At 36.5% G+C, this 20,994-nt stretch carries 22 protein-coding genes and 1 riboswitch; of the genes, 7 read left to right on the forward strand and 15 right to left on the reverse strand.

Features of this window, described 5'->3' with window-relative positions:
• Positions 1 to 72: 72 nt before the first annotated feature.
• Positions 73 to 1,089 carry a YdcF family protein gene (locus tag MHI04_RS19695; protein WP_342535114.1) on the reverse strand — a complete coding sequence of 339 codons (1,017 nt, stop codon included), beginning with the start codon at positions 1,087 to 1,089 and terminating at the stop codon, positions 73 to 75.
• Positions 1,090 to 1,273: 184 nt separating this feature from the next.
• Between MHI04_RS19695 and MHI04_RS19700 the strand changes: the two genes are divergently transcribed.
• Both MHI04_RS19700 and MHI04_RS19705 read left to right on the forward strand, forming a co-directional pair.
• The gene (locus MHI04_RS19700; protein WP_141905387.1) at positions 1,274 to 1,741 is read left to right on the forward strand and encodes a hypothetical protein; all 468 of its coding nucleotides are present in this window, start codon (positions 1,274 to 1,276) and stop codon (positions 1,739 to 1,741) included.
• A complete protein-coding gene (locus MHI04_RS19705) occupies positions 1,729 to 2,016 on the forward strand; it encodes a DUF2653 family protein (protein ID WP_036124608.1) in 288 nt (95 codons plus the stop codon). The genes MHI04_RS19700 and MHI04_RS19705 overlap by 13 nt, the downstream gene beginning before the upstream one ends.
• Positions 2,017 to 2,062: 46 nt before the next feature.
• Here MHI04_RS19705 and MHI04_RS19710 read toward each other — a convergent pair whose 3' ends face one another.
• The 4 genes from MHI04_RS19710 to MHI04_RS19725 form a co-directional block, all read right to left on the reverse strand.
• A complete protein-coding gene (locus MHI04_RS19710) occupies positions 2,063 to 2,431 on the reverse strand; it encodes an ion channel (RefSeq protein ID WP_036124610.1) in 369 nt (122 codons plus the stop codon).
• A 104-nt stretch (positions 2,432 to 2,535) separates the two neighbouring features.
• On the reverse strand, positions 2,536 to 4,158 hold the full coding sequence (locus MHI04_RS19715; RefSeq protein WP_340809543.1) for an S-layer homology domain-containing protein: 1,623 nt from the start codon (positions 4,156 to 4,158) through the stop codon (positions 2,536 to 2,538).
• A 100-nt stretch (positions 4,159 to 4,258) separates the two neighbouring features.
• Positions 4,259 to 5,425 carry an endonuclease Q family protein gene (locus MHI04_RS19720; RefSeq protein ID WP_340812197.1) on the reverse strand — a complete coding sequence of 389 codons (1,167 nt, stop codon included), beginning with the start codon at positions 5,423 to 5,425 and terminating at the stop codon, positions 4,259 to 4,261.
• Between the two features lie 100 nt (positions 5,426 to 5,525).
• Positions 5,526 to 5,696, reverse strand: a complete 171-nt coding sequence (locus MHI04_RS19725; RefSeq protein WP_170829888.1) for a hypothetical protein — start codon at positions 5,694 to 5,696, stop codon at positions 5,526 to 5,528.
• 208 nt (positions 5,697 to 5,904) lie between these two features.
• Here MHI04_RS19725 and MHI04_RS19730 point away from each other — a divergent pair, with 208 nt between their 5' ends.
• The 3 genes from MHI04_RS19730 (at position 5,905) to MHI04_RS19740 (ending at position 7,222) form a co-directional block, all read left to right on the forward strand.
• A complete protein-coding gene (locus MHI04_RS19730) occupies positions 5,905 to 6,483 on the forward strand; it encodes a TetR family transcriptional regulator (RefSeq protein WP_036124620.1) in 579 nt (192 codons plus the stop codon).
• A 71-nt stretch (positions 6,484 to 6,554) separates the two neighbouring features.
• A complete protein-coding gene (locus MHI04_RS19735) occupies positions 6,555 to 6,908 on the forward strand; it encodes an SMR family transporter (RefSeq protein ID WP_036124623.1) in 354 nt (117 codons plus the stop codon).
• A complete protein-coding gene (locus MHI04_RS19740) occupies positions 6,908 to 7,222 on the forward strand; it encodes an SMR family transporter (protein ID WP_342535115.1) in 315 nt (104 codons plus the stop codon). Before MHI04_RS19735 ends, MHI04_RS19740 begins: the two co-directional genes overlap by 1 nt.
• Positions 7,223 to 7,504: 282 nt before the next feature.
• Here the strand turns inward: MHI04_RS19740 and MHI04_RS19745 are convergent, their stop codons facing one another.
• Together MHI04_RS19745 and MHI04_RS19750 are read right to left on the reverse strand one after the other, a co-directional pair.
• Positions 7,505 to 8,296, reverse strand: coding sequence for a heme ABC transporter ATP-binding protein (locus tag MHI04_RS19745; RefSeq protein WP_036124627.1), 792 nt, complete (start codon positions 8,294 to 8,296; stop codon positions 7,505 to 7,507).
• Positions 8,297 to 8,301: 5 nt separating this feature from the next.
• Positions 8,302 to 9,348: an iron chelate uptake ABC transporter family permease subunit gene (locus tag MHI04_RS19750; protein WP_036124629.1), complete on the reverse strand. Its 1,047-nt coding sequence runs from the start codon at positions 9,346 to 9,348 to the stop codon at positions 8,302 to 8,304.
• Positions 9,349 to 9,492: 144 nt separating this feature from the next.
• A riboswitch (cobalamin riboswitch) is annotated at positions 9,493 to 9,681 on the reverse strand.
• A 312-nt stretch (positions 9,682 to 9,993) separates the two neighbouring features.
• On the opposite strand from MHI04_RS19750, the gene MHI04_RS19755 reads away from it, so the two are divergent.
• Positions 9,994 to 10,563 (forward strand): YdhK family protein, encoded by a 570-nt coding sequence (locus MHI04_RS19755; RefSeq protein ID WP_036124630.1) that lies wholly within the window; start codon positions 9,994 to 9,996, stop codon positions 10,561 to 10,563.
• 40 nt (positions 10,564 to 10,603) lie between these two features.
• Here MHI04_RS19755 and MHI04_RS19760 read toward each other — a convergent pair whose 3' ends face one another.
• The 6 genes from MHI04_RS19760 to MHI04_RS19785 form a co-directional block, all read right to left on the reverse strand.
• On the reverse strand, positions 10,604 to 11,305 hold the full coding sequence (locus MHI04_RS19760) for a response regulator transcription factor (RefSeq protein WP_036124632.1): 702 nt from the start codon (positions 11,303 to 11,305) through the stop codon (positions 10,604 to 10,606).
• Positions 11,283 to 12,677 carry an ATP-binding protein gene (locus MHI04_RS19765; RefSeq protein ID WP_342535116.1) on the reverse strand — a complete coding sequence of 465 codons (1,395 nt, stop codon included), beginning with the start codon at positions 12,675 to 12,677 and terminating at the stop codon, positions 11,283 to 11,285. The genes MHI04_RS19760 and MHI04_RS19765 overlap by 23 nt, the downstream gene beginning before the upstream one ends.
• Before the next feature lie 514 nt (positions 12,678 to 13,191).
• Positions 13,192 to 13,734, reverse strand: coding sequence for an NADPH-dependent FMN reductase (locus MHI04_RS19770; protein ID WP_036124636.1), 543 nt, complete (start codon positions 13,732 to 13,734; stop codon positions 13,192 to 13,194).
• Positions 13,735 to 13,797: 63 nt separating this feature from the next.
• Positions 13,798 to 14,415 carry a nitroreductase family protein gene (locus MHI04_RS19775; protein WP_036124638.1) on the reverse strand — a complete coding sequence of 206 codons (618 nt, stop codon included), beginning with the start codon at positions 14,413 to 14,415 and terminating at the stop codon, positions 13,798 to 13,800.
• 62 nt (positions 14,416 to 14,477) lie between these two features.
• Positions 14,478 to 15,461 (reverse strand): ring-cleaving dioxygenase, encoded by a 984-nt coding sequence (locus tag MHI04_RS19780; protein WP_340809546.1) that lies wholly within the window; start codon positions 15,459 to 15,461, stop codon positions 14,478 to 14,480.
• Between the two features lie 50 nt (positions 15,462 to 15,511).
• Positions 15,512 to 15,946 (reverse strand): MarR family transcriptional regulator, encoded by a 435-nt coding sequence (locus MHI04_RS19785; protein WP_342535117.1) that lies wholly within the window; start codon positions 15,944 to 15,946, stop codon positions 15,512 to 15,514.
• A 150-nt stretch (positions 15,947 to 16,096) separates the two neighbouring features.
• Between MHI04_RS19785 and MHI04_RS19790 the strand changes: the two genes are divergently transcribed.
• Entirely contained in the window at positions 16,097 to 18,082 is a 1,986-nt protein-coding gene (locus tag MHI04_RS19790; protein WP_058843583.1) for a catalase, read from the forward strand.
• 51 nt (positions 18,083 to 18,133) lie between these two features.
• On the opposite strand, the gene MHI04_RS19795 is transcribed toward MHI04_RS19790, so the two are convergent.
• Both MHI04_RS19795 and MHI04_RS19800 read right to left on the reverse strand, forming a co-directional pair.
• Positions 18,134 to 18,598, reverse strand: a complete 465-nt coding sequence (locus MHI04_RS19795; protein WP_036118972.1) for a YusW family protein — start codon at positions 18,596 to 18,598, stop codon at positions 18,134 to 18,136.
• Positions 18,599 to 18,702: 104 nt separating this feature from the next.
• Positions 18,703 to 20,916 (reverse strand): YcdB/YcdC domain-containing protein, encoded by a 2,214-nt coding sequence (locus MHI04_RS19800; protein WP_340809547.1) that lies wholly within the window; start codon positions 20,914 to 20,916, stop codon positions 18,703 to 18,705.
• Between the last annotated feature and the right edge of the window lie 78 nt (positions 20,917 to 20,994).

Raw genomic sequence — 20,994 nt, forward strand, 5'->3', positions numbered from 1 at the left:
TATTTTCCTCCCTTGCACACTATGTAAAAAAACTGCCTTGCCACTATTATATGGAAGACAGTTGAAATTTGGTTACACATATGCTCTCAATAATAAGCCAACGAATAGCGTAATGATTAAAAAGACTGTAATATGGGCCCATTTATACATATCTAATAAGCCTATAAATTCTCGTGTAAATGCATTGGGAACATAGTAAAAGGCTGTCTTTGAGCCAATTCCTTCTGCATCTAGCTTTGCTTTCTTAGCATAAATACTTGCACGAAATACATGGAAATTATTGGTCACAAATAGCGAACGATATTTTTCTCCCTGCGCATGATGGTCCATTATTTTTTTGGAAAAGACCATATTTTGTTCTGTATTGGTCGATTGATCTTCGAGCAATATCTTGTCAGTGGGAAGATGATGTACATCTATTAAGTATTGTTTCATGGCATATGCCTCGGTTAGCTTTTCGTCATTGCCTTGACCACCAGAGACAATAACAAAAGCTCTCTCCCCATACTTTTTATACTGCTTTACTGCCTCATCTAAACGACTTGCTAAAAGTGGGGGCACTTTATCCCCAATTAACCCTGAGCCCAATACAATAATATAATTTGGTTCATAGCGTATGGGTGTAAAATGATACAGTATTGCATAGGCAAGGACACTTGTGTATAAAAACATTGTATAGCCAAAAACCAAAAACGCATAGAAGAAAAGAATATGCCAAAGTATATTTTCTATTTGGATAAAAATGACGAAAACATACCATATCATCATAATAACAAAACTTAGTCCGAGAATGGCTAACATTAAATTACGTACTTTACGCCCTTCCTTCTCTAATAATACTTTACTATTGAAAAACATTGCGATTGATAAAATAAACATAATGCTTGGAAAGCTTCCCAATATAATAAATATCCCCATTTCTGAAATAATCCCCTGATCATTTGACAGCAATAATGGATAGTGCATAATGAACGCTCTTATCATATATATCCCTATTAAACCTAGTGCTACCGCATTGAGAAAGCGCCTTTTTTCTGTTAAGTACAATACGAGAAATAATGTGGTGAAAAGTGTTAAAGTTAGTAGCATCGTTTCACTCCTTTCTATTGCAGAATTTTCACAATCATGGCATTTGTCACTACTTGTTCAAATTTGATGATATAGCTCAATTATTGAAGGCGTTTGTTTTATTTTTTAATATAGTTCATGTAATATTACTATATAAGAACTAGTTTATGACCAAATTCAAAATTATATTGGAGGAATGTAAGTAATGAAAAAAATTCTTGCCGCTCTTTTTGCAGCGACACTGATATTTTCGACTGTTGGTGCAACATTATTCATTTCGGATACGCCAACGGCAGAAGCTAAATCCTATAAATCAGGTAAAAAAGGCTTCACTAACAACAACAATAATAGCTCGAATATCCAAAAATCTAAGGATACTTCTAAAGATCAAAATAATGCAACAACAAATAAAAACAACTCATCCTCTACTAATAAAGTAGATACTACTAAAAAAGGTGGCTTTTTCTCTGGCGGTCTAATGAAAGGCTTAATGCTTGGTGGTCTAGCTGGTTTATTATTCGGCAGTCTATTTAGTGGCATGGGGATTCTTGGCAATATTTTAGGTCTACTCATTAATGTAGCTGCAATTGCCGTTATCGTGATGCTTGTGGTTAAGATTATGAATATGTTTAAAGAGAAGAAGCGCAAAGAGGAAGCACAATGGCACAAATAATCAACGAACAAGATATTATTAATGCTATTTGTTTATCTCAAGCTTATTATAAAAACATTCGTCCCGAGGCAGTTCTTGTCGAATTGACTTACGAAGATGACGCTGGCTTTGGTGCAGAGGTTGAAGTAAACGGTCAAATCGAAGTGCTTAATACAGCAGCTATGATTGGTGCATTACGTGTTTGGATTAAAGATGTTCTACATAGTGACCCATTCTCAACTGGGATTGAGCTTGTTTTAGACGACGAGGAAGGCATTATTGCCAAACTATCATAAAAAAAAGCAGTACAATGAATTGTTCAAAAATTCATCGTACTGCTTTTTACTTTTTCAAACGTTTCTTCATCTCTTCTTTTTCTTCCTCATTCAGAGAAAAATCTACGATAGAACGCCCTAGCATTAGCAACATAATAAACATTACTCCCGTACCAACTATTAAATAAATCATTGTAAATACTTTAGAATAAGTCGTTGTTGGATATAACCCTGTTTCTACGCCTGTTGGTATCAAACTCACTACAGCAAAATACATAGCATCTAACCAGTACCATCCTTCCGTTCCCTTGTAAAACAGTGTTCCTGATAAAATGATTAAAAACAATGTAGTAAATAATGAGATAAATTGAGGACGTTTAAATGACTTCCACAACCCTTTTACTAATCTTTTCGCAGATAATATAAATGACAGCATCCCCATTCTCCTCTTTAAATACGTTCTACAACATAGTTAGACTATACTTCGTTTTTATTAAAAACGTCAAAAGGTAGAGGTGATGTCCCCCTACCTTTTCAGCATTATTTAATGAATATTTGACTAAGGTTTGTAAATATTTTAGCGGCTTGACCTCTTGTTGTGACAGCTTCTGGTGAGAATTCCCCTTCATTTCCTGTCACAATCCCCAACTCATACAACATGGTAATGGCACGTTTTGTTTCTGCATTATAAGAGGTTACATCTGTAAATGGCACATCGCCCTTTGCACTATATGGTTGATTAAATTGCTGTTCATAGGCACGACTTATCATTAATGCTAGTTGAGCACGTGTAACAGACTGTCCAGGGTTAAATTTCCCATCCGTTCCTTTAATAAGCCCATGAACATATGCTGCTGCAATTTCTGATTGTGTTACTGCGTCATAATTTGCAATGTCAGTAAATGGTGCCTTCTCATCTGTAGATAACTCTAAACTTCTCACAAGAATAGCAGCGGCCTGCGCACGCGTTACACTACTATCAGGTCTAAATGTCCCATCCGTATAACCATTCATTAGCCCAGCACCCGCAGCTTTTTGAATGTATTCTTTCGCCCAGTGCTGTGCTGTATCTGTAAAGCTTACTGTTCCCTTTGTAGTGAAAGTAATCGTTGGATTTTGAATACTTTCATTACGAGCTGCATCGATTGCTTTGATGGAAACATTGTAGGTTGTATTTTCTGTTAAATCTTCAAGTGTAAATGTTGTCGTATCTGCATCCAATGTTGAGATTAATTTTCCATTCACATAGACATTGTAATTTGCCACACCTACATTATCTGTCGCGTCCTGCCATTTAACCTCTACAGTTGTACGATCTTTCACATCTACTTGAATAGCCTTCGTTATATCCCATAACGAGCTAGTTTTAATGATTGGTAAAAATGCTTCATTTGCGACCGCTAAATAACCAGCTTCACTTAAATGAATGTTATCAGGGTTTGGTAAATAGCTTGCAACATCCTTTGCAACAACATCGTATGTCGGCACAAAAATGGCGCCTGCTTTTTCAGCGGTTGCTTTAATTGTTGAATTCACTGTAGCCAATAACAGTTTAAATTGATTTTGTAGATTCTCACTATAGTATGGGAAAGAATTATAATAGCCCATCACATATATTTCTGCTTGTGGATTTATCTTTTTGATTTCAGATAGGATTGTAGCAATATTCGATACAGCTTCTTTAGTAGCTTTAACAAGGGCCATCGTATCAATTCCCGTTGTTTGGGACTCTTTTAATAATGGTAATAAATCATTTGCTCCAGCCGTTAATGTAATGATTTCTGCCTCTTTAATAGAAGCTCGTAACTTTACTTGTTCCTTTGTGTATCCAAAACCTGTGACTGTTTTTTCTACATCATTTTGTAAATCTGCTAAAACATTTTTGGTAGTGTAGCCTGACATAGCAAAGCCCTTATTATAAGAAGTAAGGAAGCCACCCTGCTGTAAGGCCTGTGCAATAAAATCCGTGTAGCCTAACCCAATAACACCTACCTCATTCATTCCATGTGCTAATGAGTCGCCTAGTGCCACATAATCAGATTGAATAACCCAGCTTGGTGCTATGTAGTCGTCTTGTTCTTGTGCATTAGCTACTACAGGGATGGTTAATTGCAAAGCCAGTACACTCGCTGCTAAATAACGAAATTTCTTTGATAATCGCATTTACTCTCTCCTCCACTTGTAAAATAGTCATTGTTTTCACTATTTTACTAGAGGCGAGTTAAAAATAGGTTAAATTACAGCAATCTTTTTAAACTTTTCTCTACTCAGACTGTATTTTTCCATATATTCCACCACCACCAACCTCGATCGCTAATTGACCCGTTCTAGCTAAATCAATTAAATGGGCGATTTTATGTGGCACAACTTGTTCAAGCTGGTTGAGCGTTACCACATGTAAAATATTCATTTCAGTACCAAATGCTTCTATTAGACGTTCCATCATTTTAGGGCCAATACCAGGGATGAAATCAAGTGGTACTTGATGAATATAAGGCGGTCTATTTCGTTCATTCAGAAAATCCTCTGATAGTTCCTGAATACGTGTAGCTACACCCTTTACGATTTGCATACTTCCACAGTTTGTACATATGGTAGCTTCGTTACCTAGTCGTTCTCCACATTTAGCACAGACCGTTTGATGATACTTGCCAAGCAAAGGATTTAAACCATAATTCGCTGTTACTGCTCGACCTTGTTGTTCATGTAGAGCCATTTTTAATTCTGCAAAATTTGCTTCTGCTAATTGTAACTTTTGATACTCACGTGCCAGTTTTCCAAGCGAATGGGCATCAGAATTACTAACGAACGTATATGCTTGTAATTCTTTGATACGACTTACCATATTGGTATCAGAGCTTAACCCTAATTCAATGGCATCGATAAGCTGCGGATCAAAGACTTCTGTTAAGCTACGCTCAACCCCTCTACCAAACAAACTTTTAAATGGTGTAAAAACATGGGCAGGAATAAACAGACCTCCCAATTCATGCACCTTTTGCTGTAATATGAGACCGTCACAATAAATTCGCTGTGAACTCAAGTGGATATTTTTCATATGTTGGGACATCCAATCAGAGAACTGCTTCATTAGCATCAGTGTTGGAAAGTAAGCAAGCACATGAATAGGTCCATGACAATATTGATCGTAAATTTCGATTTCCGACCCTGGAATCAACGTTGTTTCCTGAAAGCGTAGGCCGCCCTCTTTTAATTCCTGTAGTTCACCTTGTTCAATCATCTCCATCATTTCTTCGATTACTTCGGGTGAATGACAATCAATAATCCCAATAATATCTAATCCCTTTCTAGCACTAGCAGTCTCTAAAATTTTTGCTAATGTTAATGTTTTACTGCCAGTAATTTTCACTGCTCGCCCACTAGAAGTACGCCCAATATGAATATGTAAATCTGCATAAAATGTTTGCATTTCAATCGCTCCCTTTAGTATTTCAAGTACGTAAATTTTTTTGTTCAAGCGGACTCAAGATAAAAATACCTTACATCACAGCAAGGTATTTCTCACTTTATTATGATGGATGATTGGTGGTAGTGCTATTATTTGTCTCATAAGCACCTGAACTATGTGATGACCCTGACGATGAATCATAGGCAACTAATGTCACACCAATCTTTTTTTCAAGCTCGTTAATTTTCGCAAGTTGCTGTGGATCTAATTGAGCAAATTTAATGTCTTCCATTATCATCAATCCTTTCACTCATAAAGTTCCCTGAAATAAAAAAAGTATACTTCATTCCACCTCAACTTAATTGCTTAAAGCTTTGTGATTTAGCTAATTTCCAAACGTTTGTTGAATGAAAATGACTGATATTCAGTCATTTTTTTATTGACATTGTTTTTCTCATCCTGTAACATACTAAACAAGTAAGGCAAAAGTGAGGGATTGCATGTCAAAGGAAGAAAAAATTATTCAAGCTGCAATTGAAGTTTTTCGCGAAAAAGGAATTGAAAAGACGAAGGTTTCAGATATCGTCAAAGCTGCTGGGATTGCTCAAGGAACATTTTATCTCTACTTCCCATCACGCCTTTCTGTCATGCCAGCTATTGCAAAAAATATGGTAGAAAGAATTATTACTACCGTAGATGAAGGTGTTTCAGATCATAAGCCTTTTGATCAGCAACTTGAAGAGGTTGTTGAAATCATTTTCTCGATCACAAAGGAATATGGTGATATCGTTGCACTCATTTATGCTGGAATTGCACAAACAGAACATTTAAAAGAATGGGAAAGCATTTATGCACCATACTATGATTGGATGAGTAATTTCTTATTAACGGCTCAACAACAAGGCATCATTCGAGATTCAATTAATCCATCACGGTCAGCAAAGCTTATTATTGGTCTAATTGAATCTGCCGCAGAACAAGTTTATTTGTTTGATGACAGCAAGGATGAAACGATGACACTGCTTAAGCTTGAACTTCTAGACTTTTTATATCATGCACTTGGCCTACGTCACGCGTAAGTGACGTTCTCTTTTACCTATAAAATGACTGAACGTCAGTCATTTATTCTATTAATGAAAGGATTTTAATTATGCAAAAAGAATGGTTATATGTCGGTCTAACAAGTTTATTTGAATTATTTTGGATATTTGGTTTTAATGTAGCAAGTTCCTGGTGGCATTGGATTATTATTGTGTCTATAATTGCTATCGATTTTCACTTCTTATCAAAAGCTTGTGAAAACCTACCTACTGGTACCGTATACGCTATTTTCGCTGGTGCAGGTGCAATTGGCACTACGTTAATGGACATTTTTATTTTCGATGGAGAGTTTAATGCGATTAAAGGTATTTTCATGTTTATTTTAATATCGGGCGTTATTGGATTAAAATTAGCAGATAACGCACCAACAGATCACGATGAAAAGAAAGGAGTGAATGCATAATGGGTTGGGTATATATTTTATTAGCAGCAATAGCCGAAATTATAGGTGTTATTGGATTACGCTTTTATAGTCAAAATAAAACGATACGAAATTTATTATTATATATCGGTGGCTTTGGATTATCATTTGCCCTTTTATATGCATCCTTCAATTATTTACAGCTAAGCATTGCCTATGTTGTCTGGGTAGGTATTGGTACTGTCGGTGCAGTGCTTGTCAATATCATTTTCTTTGGTGAATCCAAAAATCTACCACGAATTATCAGTATCATCGCTATTATCATCGGTGTAGCAGGGTTAAAGGCCTTATCTTAATTAAACTACAATCAAAGGACATCCTTCTAATATCGAGGAATGTCCTTTGTCATTTAACCATTGAGTATATCTTTGAACCTGTTACATTTTTATAATTAAACAGATACACTGCGGTCCTTACTCTAGCTAATGAAAAATCCGTCTCCTGTATAAACATTGACTATTTTTCTAACTAAGAAACATAAAAACTCTTCCTGATATGACTGTTTCCAATGCCATGTATTTTCGTAAATGCTACTTTCATACATGAATATATTATGTAAAATAATTGTCCTTACTTTTTTAAACTTGACTGACCTTCTTTGCGAATTGATCAGGAACATACGTGAGGTATGGTTTACCAGTCAAGGAATGTGTTTGAATATCAGCAAAAACACCAAATACTTCTTGTAACAATGCTGGTGTTAGCACTTCCTCCGGTGTCCCATGACACACGATTCGACCTTGCTGCAACACGTAAATTTGATCACAGTACATTGCCGCAATATTCAAGTCATGTAAAGCCGCAACTACTGTTAAATGTAAGGTTTGAATTAAGTCCATAAGCTGAAGTTGATGTTGGATATCTAAATGATTCGTTGGCTCATCTAATATAAGCACTTGTGCTTGCTGTGCTAGTGCTCGTGCAACCATTACACGTTTTTTCTCTCCACCTGAAAGGGAGCTAAAGCTTCGTTTTTCTAAATGAGCTATACCTGTTTGCTTCAAAGCATCTTTAACAATTTGAAAATCTTGCTCTTGATCTAGCTCTAACAGTTTTTTATGTGGCGTTCTCCCCATGCTAACTAAATCATGTACAGTGAAATCAAATAAAACAGGTGTATCTTGACTAACAACAGCTAAATTCTTCGCAATTGCTTTACTAGATTGCTTTAAAATATCATGCTCATTTAATAATACCGTCCCGCTTTCAGGTTTTAGAAGACGATACATATTTTTTAGCAATGTTGATTTGCCACTACCATTAGGGCCAATTAACCCAACAAACTGCTTTTTCTTTATTTGAATACTTACTTCATGTAGTATACGTTGATCGTTAATGGAGAATGATACTTGCTTTGCTTCTAATGTCATATAAGTTAATCTCCTTCACCGAAAGAATAATTATTGCGACGGAGTAGCCAAATGAAAAATGGACCTCCACAAAAGGCTGTAATAATACCAATTGGCATTTCCTGAGGAGCAATGATAATTCGAGCAAAGGCATCAGCCCACACTAAGAAAATCCCCCCTATTAAAGCACTAATCGGTATCACATATTTATAGTTAGATCCCACAATTAAACGTACTATATGAGGGATAATTAGACCTACAAAACCAATAGAGCCACTGACTGCCACCAGTACACCTGTTAACAGGGAGACAAGTAATATAAGCTGAATCCGAAATTGCTGAAGATTAACCCCTAACGTCACTGCCGCTTCTTCCCCAAGTAAAAGTAAATTTAAATTTCGATAGTGTAGCCAGAGAAGCCCAAATACGACGAAAAATATGGAAGCTGGAATGATAATATTATTCCATTTAGCTCCTGCTAGACTACCTAGCATCCAAAACATAACAGCTTTTAAAGCCCCCTCTTGCTTTGACATCATTAAAATAAAATTAGAAATGGCCGTTAAAATAAAGGAAACAGCCATACCTGCCAATAACAGACGAAAAATAGAAACCCGTCCCCCAACACGTGATAAGAAAAACACCAGTGCAATGGCAAGTAATGATCCTAAAAAGGCTGATATTGAAAGCGCGTAAATACCTAAAAATGAAAAGGCTCCTAAAATAATTACAGAAGTAGCTCCGACAGCTGCCCCTGAAGAAATTCCTAGAATATATGGGTCAGCAATGGAATTTCGTACAAGCGCCTGAATCGCTGCCCCCGCAATGGCTAACCCCGCTCCAACAATAGCAGCTAGCAAAACACGAGGTGCTCTTATTTGCCAGATGATGATTTCCTGTGAGCGACTCCAATCTTGCTCTATGGCATTTTGTATAAAGGGGATTTTAGAAAGAATAACTTTCCATACATACAATGGCGTAACTGATACAGAGCCGACCATGACAGCAAAGGTCATAGAAACAATTAATACGAAGAAAAGGATTAAGGAAAAAAATATAAACTTTTTATTCATCCGTTTTAAACTCCTACTGAATAGTGATGAATGAAGCAATAAAAAAAGGTATTCCATACGCAACTACGCATAGAAACACCCTAGAATAAACAAAGTCAGAAAAAATCCAGCTATTGTCCGTAATTGCTTGCATCCTCGTGGGCATTACAGGTATTACTAACTGGCAGGTCTCCTGGCTTCGATTCAACACCCTATAATTGCCTTCCCATTCTTCCACAGTGGCAAATAATATTATAGGACTCCTCGTTACAGTTGCGGGACAGCGCCGGACTTACACCGACTTCCCTTTTAAGTGACATTATAAAATGGCACACCAATAGTATTTGAATTTATAAAATTGTGACGATTCTATCATACATTTTTATAGATTGTTAGTCTACATGGAATTTTATTTCTAAGGAAGAACAATATATAAGCTGTATCTTCGCAGTTTTGAGCACAATAGCTATTTGCTCGTTATAAATTGGCTATCTATTACTTAATAGTTTTGGCATGGGAGGAAACTTCACCACATCTTAGCCATTTTTCCTATCACATACATCAATGACATTTCGCTCTCTTCATTCATGTCAAAAAGCAATTGACATCCATCATTTCTGCACATTTGTTTGCTACAGTAAGGGAAAATAGTGAGGAGGATATTACATGATATTTAAAAGAAAATGGTCTACTGGACTTCTAGCAGTAACGGCCTTCATTAGTTTAACAGCTTGTGCGGAGGAGCAAACGAAGCCTGTATCTACTTCCAATAACACTGCTGAAGAAATGGATCATTCTACGATGAACCACTCAAGCTCAGGTGAAGTACCATCCACATTAAAGAACGCGGATAATCCGAAGTTTTCTGTTGGAAGTAACGTGATTATTACGGATGGACATATGGACGGTATGAGAGGTGCCGAAGCAACAATAATAGGTGCCTATAACACAACTGCCTATGTTATTTCCTATGAGCCAACTTCCGGTGGAAAGCGTGTAGAAAATCATAAGTGGGTGATTCATGAAGAATTGATTGATCCAGAAGAAGCACCACTAGCCCCTGGCACAGAAGTAAAAACGGACGCAGCGCATATGGAAGGTATGGAAAATGCGACTGTCCGTATTGAGGAGGCTATCCAAACGACTGTTTATATGGTTGATTACACTTCGACCACAAATGGTGAAGCTGTTAAAAATCATAAATGGGTGACAGAAGAAGAATTAACCTCAAAATAATATGAACAACCTCTCCAGCATTTCTGGCAGAGGTTGTTTTCTAGCTTTTGTGTTGTAACGGTTTTCTATCAATTGACTTATGCCATTTATAGCCGATACCCCATACTGTTTGCAAGTAATCATCCGCAGGGAACCCACTTTTTCTTAATTTTTCTCGTAAATTACGCACATGAGAATCAATGGTACGATCTTCAATTGTCACATTATATCCCCAGACTGTGGTGATTAGATGTTCTCTAGAAAATACTTTATTTTGATGATCTAAAAATAAAACAAGCATGGAAAATTCCTTTGGTGTTAGAGGAATTGCCTCATGTTGAAAATATAATTCAAAGGATTCCTTATCTAAGCGAAGACCCTCAAAGCTAATAACCTTTTCCTCTATTTTCGATCTTCTTAATACCGCATATATACGTGCTAATAACTCTTCCTCATCGAAGGGTTTTAATATGTAGTCATCAGCACCGAGGTTTAAGCCTTTGACAATATCCGCATGCTCTCCTTTTGCAGTAAGCATAATGATGGGCACATCCCAAAACTTCCTAATTTCTTGGCACGCCTGCCACCCATCCATCTCTGGCATCATAACATCCAAAAGAATTAAATCTGCATGCCCATCTTCTAAAAAATCGAAAGCCTCTTGAACGGAAGACATAGCTCTACAATAAAAATTCGGCTCTAAATAAAGGGTTAATAAATCTAACATTCTTGGCTCATCATCAATGCATAAAATGGTTTTCATCTGTTTCTACCCCTTTAAAAGATAATTCAAAAGTAGTTCCTTTATTTATTTCACTGCTAACCTTCACTTCGCCCCCATGCGCCTGTACAAGTTCCTTGACAATAGCAAGCCCGAGTCCAGAACCACCTAAAGCACGACTACGAGATTTTTCCACTCGATAAAATCGTTCAAAAATATAGGGTAAATCCTTCTTTGGAATCCCCTTCCCTGTATCTTGAACGATAATGCTTAAAACATCATTGTGTTTCTTTGCGGTGACTGAAGTCGTATCTCCTGACGCACAATAGATTAATGCGTTATTTAATAGATTTATTAGGATTTGCTCTAGCCTTGCTTCATCTGCCCATACTGTCAAGCCCTCTTCATAACGTACAATAAAATGTATACCTTTCTCTTGAAAAGCAGGGCTTAGCTTTTTTTCAATGTTTGTAAAAAATGAATTTAAATGTACGTTTTGTTGTTCAATCACAAACGAGTTTTCATCCATTTTAGCTAAATCAAATAAATCTTTAATTAATCGAGAAAGTCTATTTGTTTCTTCCATTATAATGGCTAAATACTTTTGGCGATCCTGCTCTGTTAAATCCCGTTTCGAAAGAATGTCGGTATAGCCTTTAATAAAGGTTAGCGGTGTGCGAAGCTCATGTGCAATGCTCGATAAAAATTCCTTACGCTCATGCCTTAAATGATTCAGATCGTTAGACAACAGCTGTATAGCATTCGATAAATCCCCAAGCTCATCCTTTCCATTGGTAGAAAGGGCGACTGTAAAATCACCTTTGCTCATTTTCAATGTGGCCTCTTTCATTTGAATTAATGGTTTAGCAAGCTTTCGAGATAGAACGATAATGACTGCTATAGTGACAAGACCAGATACTATACCAACGATGAGAAAATGTTTATTTAAGCGTTTCATTAACGCATGAATGGAGTCTGTATTTTGAAACATAAAGACATAGCCAATCGTTCTTTGCTGATTTTGAATAGGACTAATAGTGGCAATCGCTTGAACCTCTTGCCAATCATCTTGTAAGATCCTTCCCTCATACGGTATTTTTCCCTCAATCTTATGGATCATATCACTAATTTCTAAATCAGGCTGCGAAGAAACCAGTATTGTTCCCTCATAATCAGTCACTACTACATCCGTACTTTCATTAGATTCCATAAGTACCACATGTGCTAGCGTTTCCTCGTTGAAGTTCTGTTCTAATACCGTACGATGTGAATTTCCCCTTGCTTGCAAACTTGCTAGCTCTTCCTCAACTCTAGAATTGGTTAAGGAGACATGTAAAAAAAACATCATAAATGTTTCGATACAAAATAATGTAATAAAAAAGATGATGCCCAGCTTTAGTGATAATTTTCTCATCTGTAACCACCATTTTAGAATTTCTTAAAAGTATAGCGTGAAAGTATGAAGATTTCATGCAGAAACAACATTAAAAAAATGTCTATAACGAAATGGACCTCCACTAAGGGAAATTTCTTGATGCTAATGCTTCTTCTTGTGCAGGGTCTTGAATTCGGCACAACTTTATAAAATGATTGTCACAACCCATGTACGTCAGCAACAGTTAATTAATTTAGTACATAATATTGCTTAAGCTATCTTCGTTAACCTGACTTGCTATAAAATTAGTTGATGAGTAATGGATTGATTGAAGAAAAACAAGCGACTCTTTGGGGATTAGCGTCACAGAAGTAGTTTTGGAGAGAACAATGTGGGTGAAACAGTTTATCGGATGATCCTTGAAAGCTTAGCTCTATGCAAAGAACAAAGTGATCGTTCACAAAGGAAATCAACTTTGCTTTGCTCAACTGCCATTCTTATTTTTCTAATAAGATGACCCATAAGTAAAGTATACTTATGGGTCAGATTTTAATTAAATGTATTTTTTTGCCCAGTTTAAAAAGTTATCGATGACTACATCAAGGAATTTTACTGTACCTTCATCAGTTAAATCGCCTTCTGTATCGAATTTAGTGTGAACAGCACCAATGTAAACATCATTGCCGCTTAGTAATGGTGAGTTAATGCCAGGAGAGAATAAAATATCGCGTAAATGTAATTGCGCTTTTACAGTACCTAAGTTCCCCATAGATGCACCCATAATGATAGATGGTTTACCAATCATTACTTTATCTACACGAGATAGCCAATCAATGGCATTGACCATAACGCCTGGTACTGTACCATTATATTCTGGTGTCACCCATAGTACAGCATCTGCCGCCTTTACTTTTGCTTTAAAATCAAGAACCTCTTGCGGTGCTTCATTTTCGATATCTTGATTATACATTGGTAGATCCTTTAAGCTTAAAACTTCAAGATCTAACTTTTCTGTATAACGTTTTTGAATAAATTGAGCTAATTGCATATTATAAGATTCTTTACGGATACTACCAACGATAGCTACCACTTTCATGATGTTTCCTCCTAAATGTACATTATTCATAGTATTTGTATAGCAATTCTATTTTATACCACATTAATAATAAGTGGCAAATTCTTCAACTGGCTTGCGATAGCCTCGTAAGCGACGACTGTCTTCTTTTTCTTTCCCAATTGTAATCATCAGTGCTATCTCTTTGGTTTCTGGCACATGAAATAGTTCTCGCAATTTCTGATGATCAAAACCAATCATAGGACAAGTGTCCCAGCCGCGATTTTTTGCAGCAAGCATAAATAGCATGGCAGACAAAGACGCATTTCGAATAGCTTCATCCTTCATAAATGTCTCACCACGTTCTTCATAAAATTTAGTATTCTCTGCAACAATTTCTACTAGTTCACTAGCTGTTATTATACCCAAATCAACCATACCTTGACTTAGTTCAGCAGTATCTTTATAAGCATCTTTATCACCTAAGACAAGGATTACCCCTGAAGCTGAATGCACTTTATATTGACCAAATGCCGCCTCTCGCACCTTTTCCTTCATATCCTCATCCAGCACAACGATATAGCTTGCATGCTGTAAGTTAAATGCTGATGGGGCGAGCTTAACATCCTCCAAAATAGGACGAATATCTTCCTCAGTCATCTTAACGCCCTTGATAAAATTATTAGCAGAGCGACGCTTATCAATCAGCTTGGAAAATTCCACTTATTAAACCCCCAATATAATTATGTATTCATCCAGTAGTAACCCTACTGAATGAAATAATATTACTCATATTCTTTATCGAACGTAATGGAGCTTCTTACAGTATCTATTGGACGAACGAGGCCTTCAATCTGCTCACGCTTTGGTTCTAAAAACGGTGGTAATGACAGTTTCTCACCTAGCGTTTCATATGGCTCATCACCCATAAACCCAGGACCATCTGTAGCCAATTCAAATAAAATTTGAGGTGCTACCCGTGCATACAATGATTCAAAGAAATGACGATTTACATAGCCAGATGTATGGAAGCCAAAGCTTTCAAAACGTGCAGTCCATTCATCTAATACTGCACGATTCTCTACACGAAAGGCTGCATGGTGAACCGTACCAAAGCCTTGTCGAGCAACAGGTAACACAGTGTTATGCTCTACAATAATTTGAGCGCCATTTCCACCCTCACCTACTTCAAATAGATGGAAATTCCCTTCTTCTGCAATTTCTTTAAAAAGCATCACTTTTTCTAGCATATCTTTAAAATATTTCACATTAGCTACACGAACAAATACTGGCCCTAAACCTGTAATTGCAAATTCTACTGGGATGGGACCATCTTGCCACGGCGTGCCTGAAGCAACTCCTGTATTATGCTCATCAGAAATAAGCTGATAGTGCTGATCGTCAAAATCAACAAAGGACAATGTTTTTTTACCAAACTGTTCTTTAATACCTGTATGTTTTACAGTCAATCGATCAAAGCGCTTTACCCAATAATCTAAAGCTGCATCCGTCGGTACACGGAAAGAAGTTTTTGATATTTCATTTGTTCCATGTACCCCTTTTGGAATGTTTGGGAAATCAAAGAATGTCATATCTGTCCCTGCACTACCTTTATCATCTGCAAAGAATAAATGGTATGTTTGAATATCATCTTGATTCACTGTTTTCTTTACTAAACGCATACCTAAAACGAATGTAAAAAATTTATAATTCTCTTCAGCACTACTTGTAATAGCCGTTACATGGTGTACACCTTTTAAATGATTCATACAATATTCCTCCCATTTATCTCGACTTCGAGATATATGTGTAAAATTTTTTAATAATTAGTAGCGTTTTTACCTACTTTTTTAAGAGACAAAATCATTGTGTCCAGCTCCTGCGATTCCAATACTTCAAAAATCTCGTTTATTTTTTGTTCATGCCTAGGGAAAATCCTTTCCATTAAAGCCTGTCCCTCATAAGTTAATAACACATACGTAACACGTCGATCTTTCGGACATGCCTTTCGATATACATAGCCTTTTTGCTCGAGCTTATCAATTACATAAGTAATACTACTGCTTGCAATTAATATTTTTTTACCAATCGCTTGAATAGGCTGCTCTCCATGATGGTACAAAAATTCAAGAACCGAAAATTCGGTTTGATTTAAATCATATTGAAGTAAATCTCTTTTAGTGGCCTCCTGAATCGTTTGATATGCTCGGAACAAGACCGTAAATGCTTTTAAGTTACGATTGTCTTCCTTCATACGACTCCCTCTTTTACTTCGAATTCATTTATCTTTAATTCGAGATAATAATAACATATTCATTTTTAATCAGCAATCATTTTGTTTCTCACGTTTGCCATCTTCTTCTACGGGTAGAATGTAGTTGTAACTTATAAAGGAGGATTTTACATGAAAAAAGACGTCAATCAAAAACAACAACAGCTAAAAGCATTCCGAGTAAGTGATAAAGATCAACCTCTAACAACCAACCAAGGATTAAAAATATCGGAAGATGAACATTCACTAAAAGCCGGTGAACGAGGACCCACTTTATTGGAGGATTTTCATTTTCGTGAAAAAATGACTCATTTTGATCATGAACGAATTCCTGAACGAGTGGTACACGCACGCGGGTCTGCAGCTCATGGAATCTTTGAAACCTATAAATGCGCGAGTGACATTACAAAGGCTCAATTTTTAAATGGACAAGGAACTAAAACACCTGTCTTTGTTCGTTTCTCTACCGTTGCAGGCTCAAAAGGATCTGCTGATACTGTCCGTGATGTACGCGGCTTTGCTACAAAATTTTATACACAGGAAGGTAATTATGATTTAGTTGGTAATAATATACCTGTTTTCTTTATTCAAGATGCCATTAAATTCCCCGATTTTGTACACGCTGTAAAGCCTGAACCGAATAACGAAATTCCTCAAGCTCAAAGTGCCCATGATACGTTTTGGGATTTCATTGCAAATAATCAGGAATCTGCCCATATGGTCATGTGGCATATGTCCGATAGATCCATCCCACGAAGCTATCGAATGATGGAGGGCTTTGGTGTTAATACCTATCGCCTTGTCAACGCTGAAGGAAAAGCACACTTTGTTAAATTTCATTGGAAACCTATACTTGGGGTTAAATCATTAGTATGGGATGAGGCGCAAATCATCGCTGGAAAAGACCCTGATTTTCACCGTAGAGATTTATGGGAATCCATCGAACGAGGCGATTTCCCAGAGTGGGAGCTTGGTGTCCAACTTATTCCCGTTGAGGATGAATTTAATTTTAGCTTCGATATTCTCGATGCAACAAAAATATGGCCAGAGGAAGAAGTTCCAGTACGTATCCTTGGGAAAATGACACTGAACAAAAACGTTGATAACTTTTTTGCTGAAACGGAACAAGCTGCATTTCATGTTGGACATGTTGTACCTGGTATTGATTTTTCAAATGATCCTTTACTACAAGGTCGCTTGTTCTCCTATACAGATACTCAGTTAATAAGACTTGGAGGACCGAACTTCCATGAAATCCCTATTAATAAACCAATCTGTCCCTTCCATAATAACCAACGAGATGGCTATGGCCGACAAACCATTAATGTCGGGCAAGTTAGCTACCATAAAAACTCCTTAGCCAATAACTCACCCTCTCCTGTCTCTGAAAGCGACGGAGGATATAAACATTATGAAGAAAAATTGGAAGGACACAAAGTACGTGCACGTAGCGATAGCTTTAAAGACCATTTTTCACAAGCAAGATTATTCTGGCTCAGTATGACCGATGTGGAGAAAAAGCATATTATTAATGCCTTTAGCTTCGAACTTGGAAAAGTAAAAAATAAAGACATTCGAAAACAAGTTGTAGATATGTTTGCTCATGTCAGCTACACACTTGCATCAGCTATTGCTGATCAAATTGGTATAGTACCACCAATCCAAGTAGAAGTACCACATACTCAACAAACCTCACCTGCTGTTAGCCAAATGATCAATGCAGTCGAAAGTGTTAAATCTTTTAAAGTAGCTCTGATTGTAACAGACAATAGTAGTGAAAACTTAAACGAACTAATGGCTACATTGTTAAGTAAAAATATAGTGGTTGAACTTGTGAGTACTAAGCAAGGCATCCTAAATGGCTTTGAAATTCAAGAAACATTAGCTACTACCTCCTCCGTTCTTTATGATGGGGTTTATGTGACTGGAGCTTTCCAGCATTCTGATCAGCAATCTAAAGCACTACAATTCATTGAACAGGCCTATCAGCACTGTAAAACAATAGGCTATACGGAAAATGTTTCGTTTTTACAGCATCTTGCCAATAAAAATGGTGTGGCAAACAATCTGAATTCTTTTATTCGTTTCCTTGCTAAGCATCGACATTGGGTACGTTAATGAATGGAAAAGCCAGCTAACGTATTGAATCTGTTAGCTGGCGTATTTCTCTTATTTAATTCGTGTAAATTCCTTTTCATTTCCGTCAACAAATTCAACATCGACTTCAATGGATTGGTAGTTGGCTTCAATATTAAATACTTTAATTACTTGATCGATTACCTCATCATTAGGTGTTGTCGAATCGAAATTTAACTGCTTAAATAATGGCTCTAATTTTGTATAAGCTTCATCCCCTTGCAGTCTTTCATTCTTACGGTCATCCTGTAACTTCGCTTCTATACCTGATTTTTTGTCTTCATATTCTACCTCATATGACTCTGTTGCAGAATAATCAACATCTAATGAAAACTCTAAAAAATTAAAGGTCATTTGGTCTGTTGGCGTATCACCAGTCTGCTGTGTACCATTTTGATTTGCTGGTGCGTTAGTAGGTACGTCCTTTACCTCATCCTTATTACAGCCATAAAGAATAACAGTCATGAAAGAAATCGTTAATAAAAATTTCAATTTCAAATTATACACTCCCTTCTTTCCATATTATTTCCCCATCCAGCTATAAACTAACCCAAAAAAGACATCTCCTTTGATGAGGAAATGTCCTTTTAATGACACGCTAATTAATAATAGAAGTTGCGATCAACTTTATTTTCTTGAATAGCCTTTGCTAAACGGACTGTTGAGATAGCCAAGTCAGCATATGACACACTCTTCGTAGCATTAAAGTTGTTTTGCTGTGCATCAATTAGACCCATACCATGTGCTAAAGCAATATAGCCTGTATACGCTGGATCAATTGAAGTTGCATCAGCAAAGTTTAATTTATAAATATCTTTATATTTAGCAACATTATCTAATTGTAATAGTTTGATTGACCACTCTGCGAACTCTTGACGAGTCAGAGTCGCATCCAATGCAAATTGATTTGCAGGCTGTATGATCCCCATTTTAACAGCTTGTTCTACTACTCCATAGAGTGGATGCTTTTTATCAATATTGTTAAAGGATTGCTTTTCACCATCTCCATTACCATAGTAACCATATGTTAAGGAATGTAATAAAATTTTCAATGCTTCTCCTTTTGTCACAGCAGCATCCGCATTAAAGTTTGCTAGATCTTTTACCTCTAACACATTTTGATTTAATAAATAATTTAACTCTTTGGCAGCCGTTGGGTGAGAAATAACAGGCTTCTCTTTAGAGTCATCTACATTATTTAACCATTCACCAGAAATAGCATCAATCTGGTTAAATAAACTACCATTGTACGTAGGAGCATACACTAAATCATAATGTTGTTTACTCTCCATATCTTGTTTTACATATTGTAGTTGCAATGTAAGTGCCTTGCTATAGGCTTCTTTTGCTTTGTCAGCTGAAATAACCTTATTGATAGATGGCCAGCTATCTATCTTTTGCTTATATACACTTAGTGAGCGTAAAGATCCATCAGAGCCAATACCTACATATAAGCCATCTCCTACAACTGCAATTCCATTCATAATGCGTGGGAAGGTGAAGTAATATTCCTTACTATATTGATCAAATACAGCATCCTCGATTGGCATTGAATACTCATGTAGATATGAAGGTGCCCATTCCTTCAAGTAATCAGTTGCCTTCTTCAATGCAGCGTCCTTCGAAATAGCATTTACTTTGTTATCTACTAAAAAATCTCTCGATAGGTCATGATACTGAACTAGTTCACCTGTCGCCTTATTGATTTCTAAAGAGCTACCAGATCCACCATTGCCATACATATACGTATAGTTTACAGAGTATATCGTCTCACCATTGTCATTTTCTCTTTCATCTACTAATTCTATATTGAGCTTCGCTTTACTCTCATCAACCTTTAAGAAATTTTTCGCGAACTCTTCAGCCTCAGCTGCCGTCATACCGTTCTTTCTTGGTGGTAATGGCTGTGCTGAAATTTTCTCAACACTCTTTGTCTTCGGCAATTGCTCAGTAAAACCATTTGCTGTCTGCCATTGCCCATTTAGAGCATGTACACCATTGAACCCTGTGGCAGGCGTATACACAAGCTTCACATTACGTTGATTAGATCTGTAGTCGTAATCAATATAATAACGAAGCTCGACAGCTAAATTATCACGAACTTGTGCCAGCATATCTTCCTCATTCTTTTTTTGATCTAAACGATCAAAGGAAGCTTTACTAATAGATTCTGCATTACTAGACATCCCCGTAATTTCACCATTTGCCAGAACATGAATAGTAATACTTTGATCTCCAATAAGAACCCCATTATAAATTGGTGAATAGACAAAGGAGTAAGTAATTGGTTCTGATAACGGTCTAGTAATATTAAAACCATATTCGTTATAATCATCACGAAGTTTGTAATTATCCGAATCAACAAATTTACCCAGGAATTTTTGTGCAATTTTTTGCGCCTCATTCTCTGAATACTTTGCTGGATAGATTGCTTCTGCTATATTTGCAGGCTGATAATAAAAACTTTCTAGTTCTAAATCATCGCCCTTAAATACAAAACTACCATGTGCATCTTTACCATTAATTGTCTTATAGAAGTTTAGTTCATATCGAACCGTTGTATCATCTCTATAAAAATGACCTGGTCCAGAATTAAAGTCATTATCCGCTACAAATTTGAACTCTTCTGGGAATAGTGAACGTAATTTTTTTATCAGCATGTTTTTTGTAACTTTTGTTTCAGTTGAAGCTACCTGAATTTCGATACGCTCCGATGATTCCTTTACATTTGCAGATACATGCGAAATTGGTGCTAAAATACCAACAGAAAATGCTGTTGACGTCAAAATAATACCTAACTTTTTAAATTTACCCAAAATATCCCTCCTAAAATACTATTTACCATAATTATAATGTATTTTCCGATATTTAGAAATGTTTTTTACAGATAATTT

The sequence above is a fragment of the Lysinibacillus sp. FSL K6-1151 genome (assembly GCF_038630755.1).
Lineage (GTDB): Bacteria > Bacillota > Bacilli > Bacillales_A > Planococcaceae > Lysinibacillus > Lysinibacillus fusiformis_D.

Excerpts from the sequence above, each read along its gene's own strand:
- MHI04_RS19695 (WP_342535114.1), bottom strand. The coding sequence starts at position 1,089 with ATGCTACTAACTTTAACACTTTTCACCACATTATTTCTCGTATTGTAC.
- MHI04_RS19700 (WP_141905387.1), top strand. The coding sequence starts at position 1,274 with ATGAAAAAAATTCTTGCCGCTCTTTTTGCAGCGACACTGATATTTTCG.
- MHI04_RS19705 (WP_036124608.1), top strand. The coding sequence starts at position 1,729 with ATGGCACAAATAATCAACGAACAAGATATTATTAATGCTATTTGTTTA.
- MHI04_RS19710 (WP_036124610.1), bottom strand. The coding sequence starts at position 2,431 with ATGCTGTCATTTATATTATCTGCGAAAAGATTAGTAAAAGGGTTGTGG.
- MHI04_RS19715 (WP_340809543.1), bottom strand. The coding sequence starts at position 4,158 with ATGCGATTATCAAAGAAATTTCGTTATTTAGCAGCGAGTGTACTGGCT.
- MHI04_RS19720 (WP_340812197.1), bottom strand. The coding sequence starts at position 5,425 with ATGCAAACATTTTATGCAGATTTACATATTCATATTGGGCGTACTTCT.
- MHI04_RS19725 (WP_170829888.1), bottom strand. The coding sequence starts at position 5,696 with ATGGAAGACATTAAATTTGCTCAATTAGATCCACAGCAACTTGCGAAA.
- MHI04_RS19730 (WP_036124620.1), top strand. The coding sequence starts at position 5,905 with ATGTCAAAGGAAGAAAAAATTATTCAAGCTGCAATTGAAGTTTTTCGC.
- MHI04_RS19735 (WP_036124623.1), top strand. The coding sequence starts at position 6,555 with ATGCAAAAAGAATGGTTATATGTCGGTCTAACAAGTTTATTTGAATTA.
- MHI04_RS19740 (WP_342535115.1), top strand. The coding sequence starts at position 6,908 with ATGGGTTGGGTATATATTTTATTAGCAGCAATAGCCGAAATTATAGGT.
- MHI04_RS19745 (WP_036124627.1), bottom strand. The coding sequence starts at position 8,296 with ATGACATTAGAAGCAAAGCAAGTATCATTCTCCATTAACGATCAACGT.
- MHI04_RS19750 (WP_036124629.1), bottom strand. The coding sequence starts at position 9,348 with ATGAATAAAAAGTTTATATTTTTTTCCTTAATCCTTTTCTTCGTATTA.
- MHI04_RS19755 (WP_036124630.1), top strand. The coding sequence starts at position 9,994 with ATGATATTTAAAAGAAAATGGTCTACTGGACTTCTAGCAGTAACGGCC.
- MHI04_RS19760 (WP_036124632.1), bottom strand. The coding sequence starts at position 11,305 with ATGAAAACCATTTTATGCATTGATGATGAGCCAAGAATGTTAGATTTA.
- MHI04_RS19765 (WP_342535116.1), bottom strand. The coding sequence starts at position 12,677 with ATGAGAAAATTATCACTAAAGCTGGGCATCATCTTTTTTATTACATTA.
- MHI04_RS19770 (WP_036124636.1), bottom strand. The coding sequence starts at position 13,734 with ATGAAAGTGGTAGCTATCGTTGGTAGTATCCGTAAAGAATCTTATAAT.
- MHI04_RS19780 (WP_340809546.1), bottom strand. The coding sequence starts at position 15,461 with ATGAATCATTTAAAAGGTGTACACCATGTAACGGCTATTACAAGTAGT.
- MHI04_RS19785 (WP_342535117.1), bottom strand. The coding sequence starts at position 15,946 with ATGAAGGAAGACAATCGTAACTTAAAAGCATTTACGGTCTTGTTCCGA.
- MHI04_RS19790 (WP_058843583.1), top strand. The coding sequence starts at position 16,097 with ATGAAAAAAGACGTCAATCAAAAACAACAACAGCTAAAAGCATTCCGA.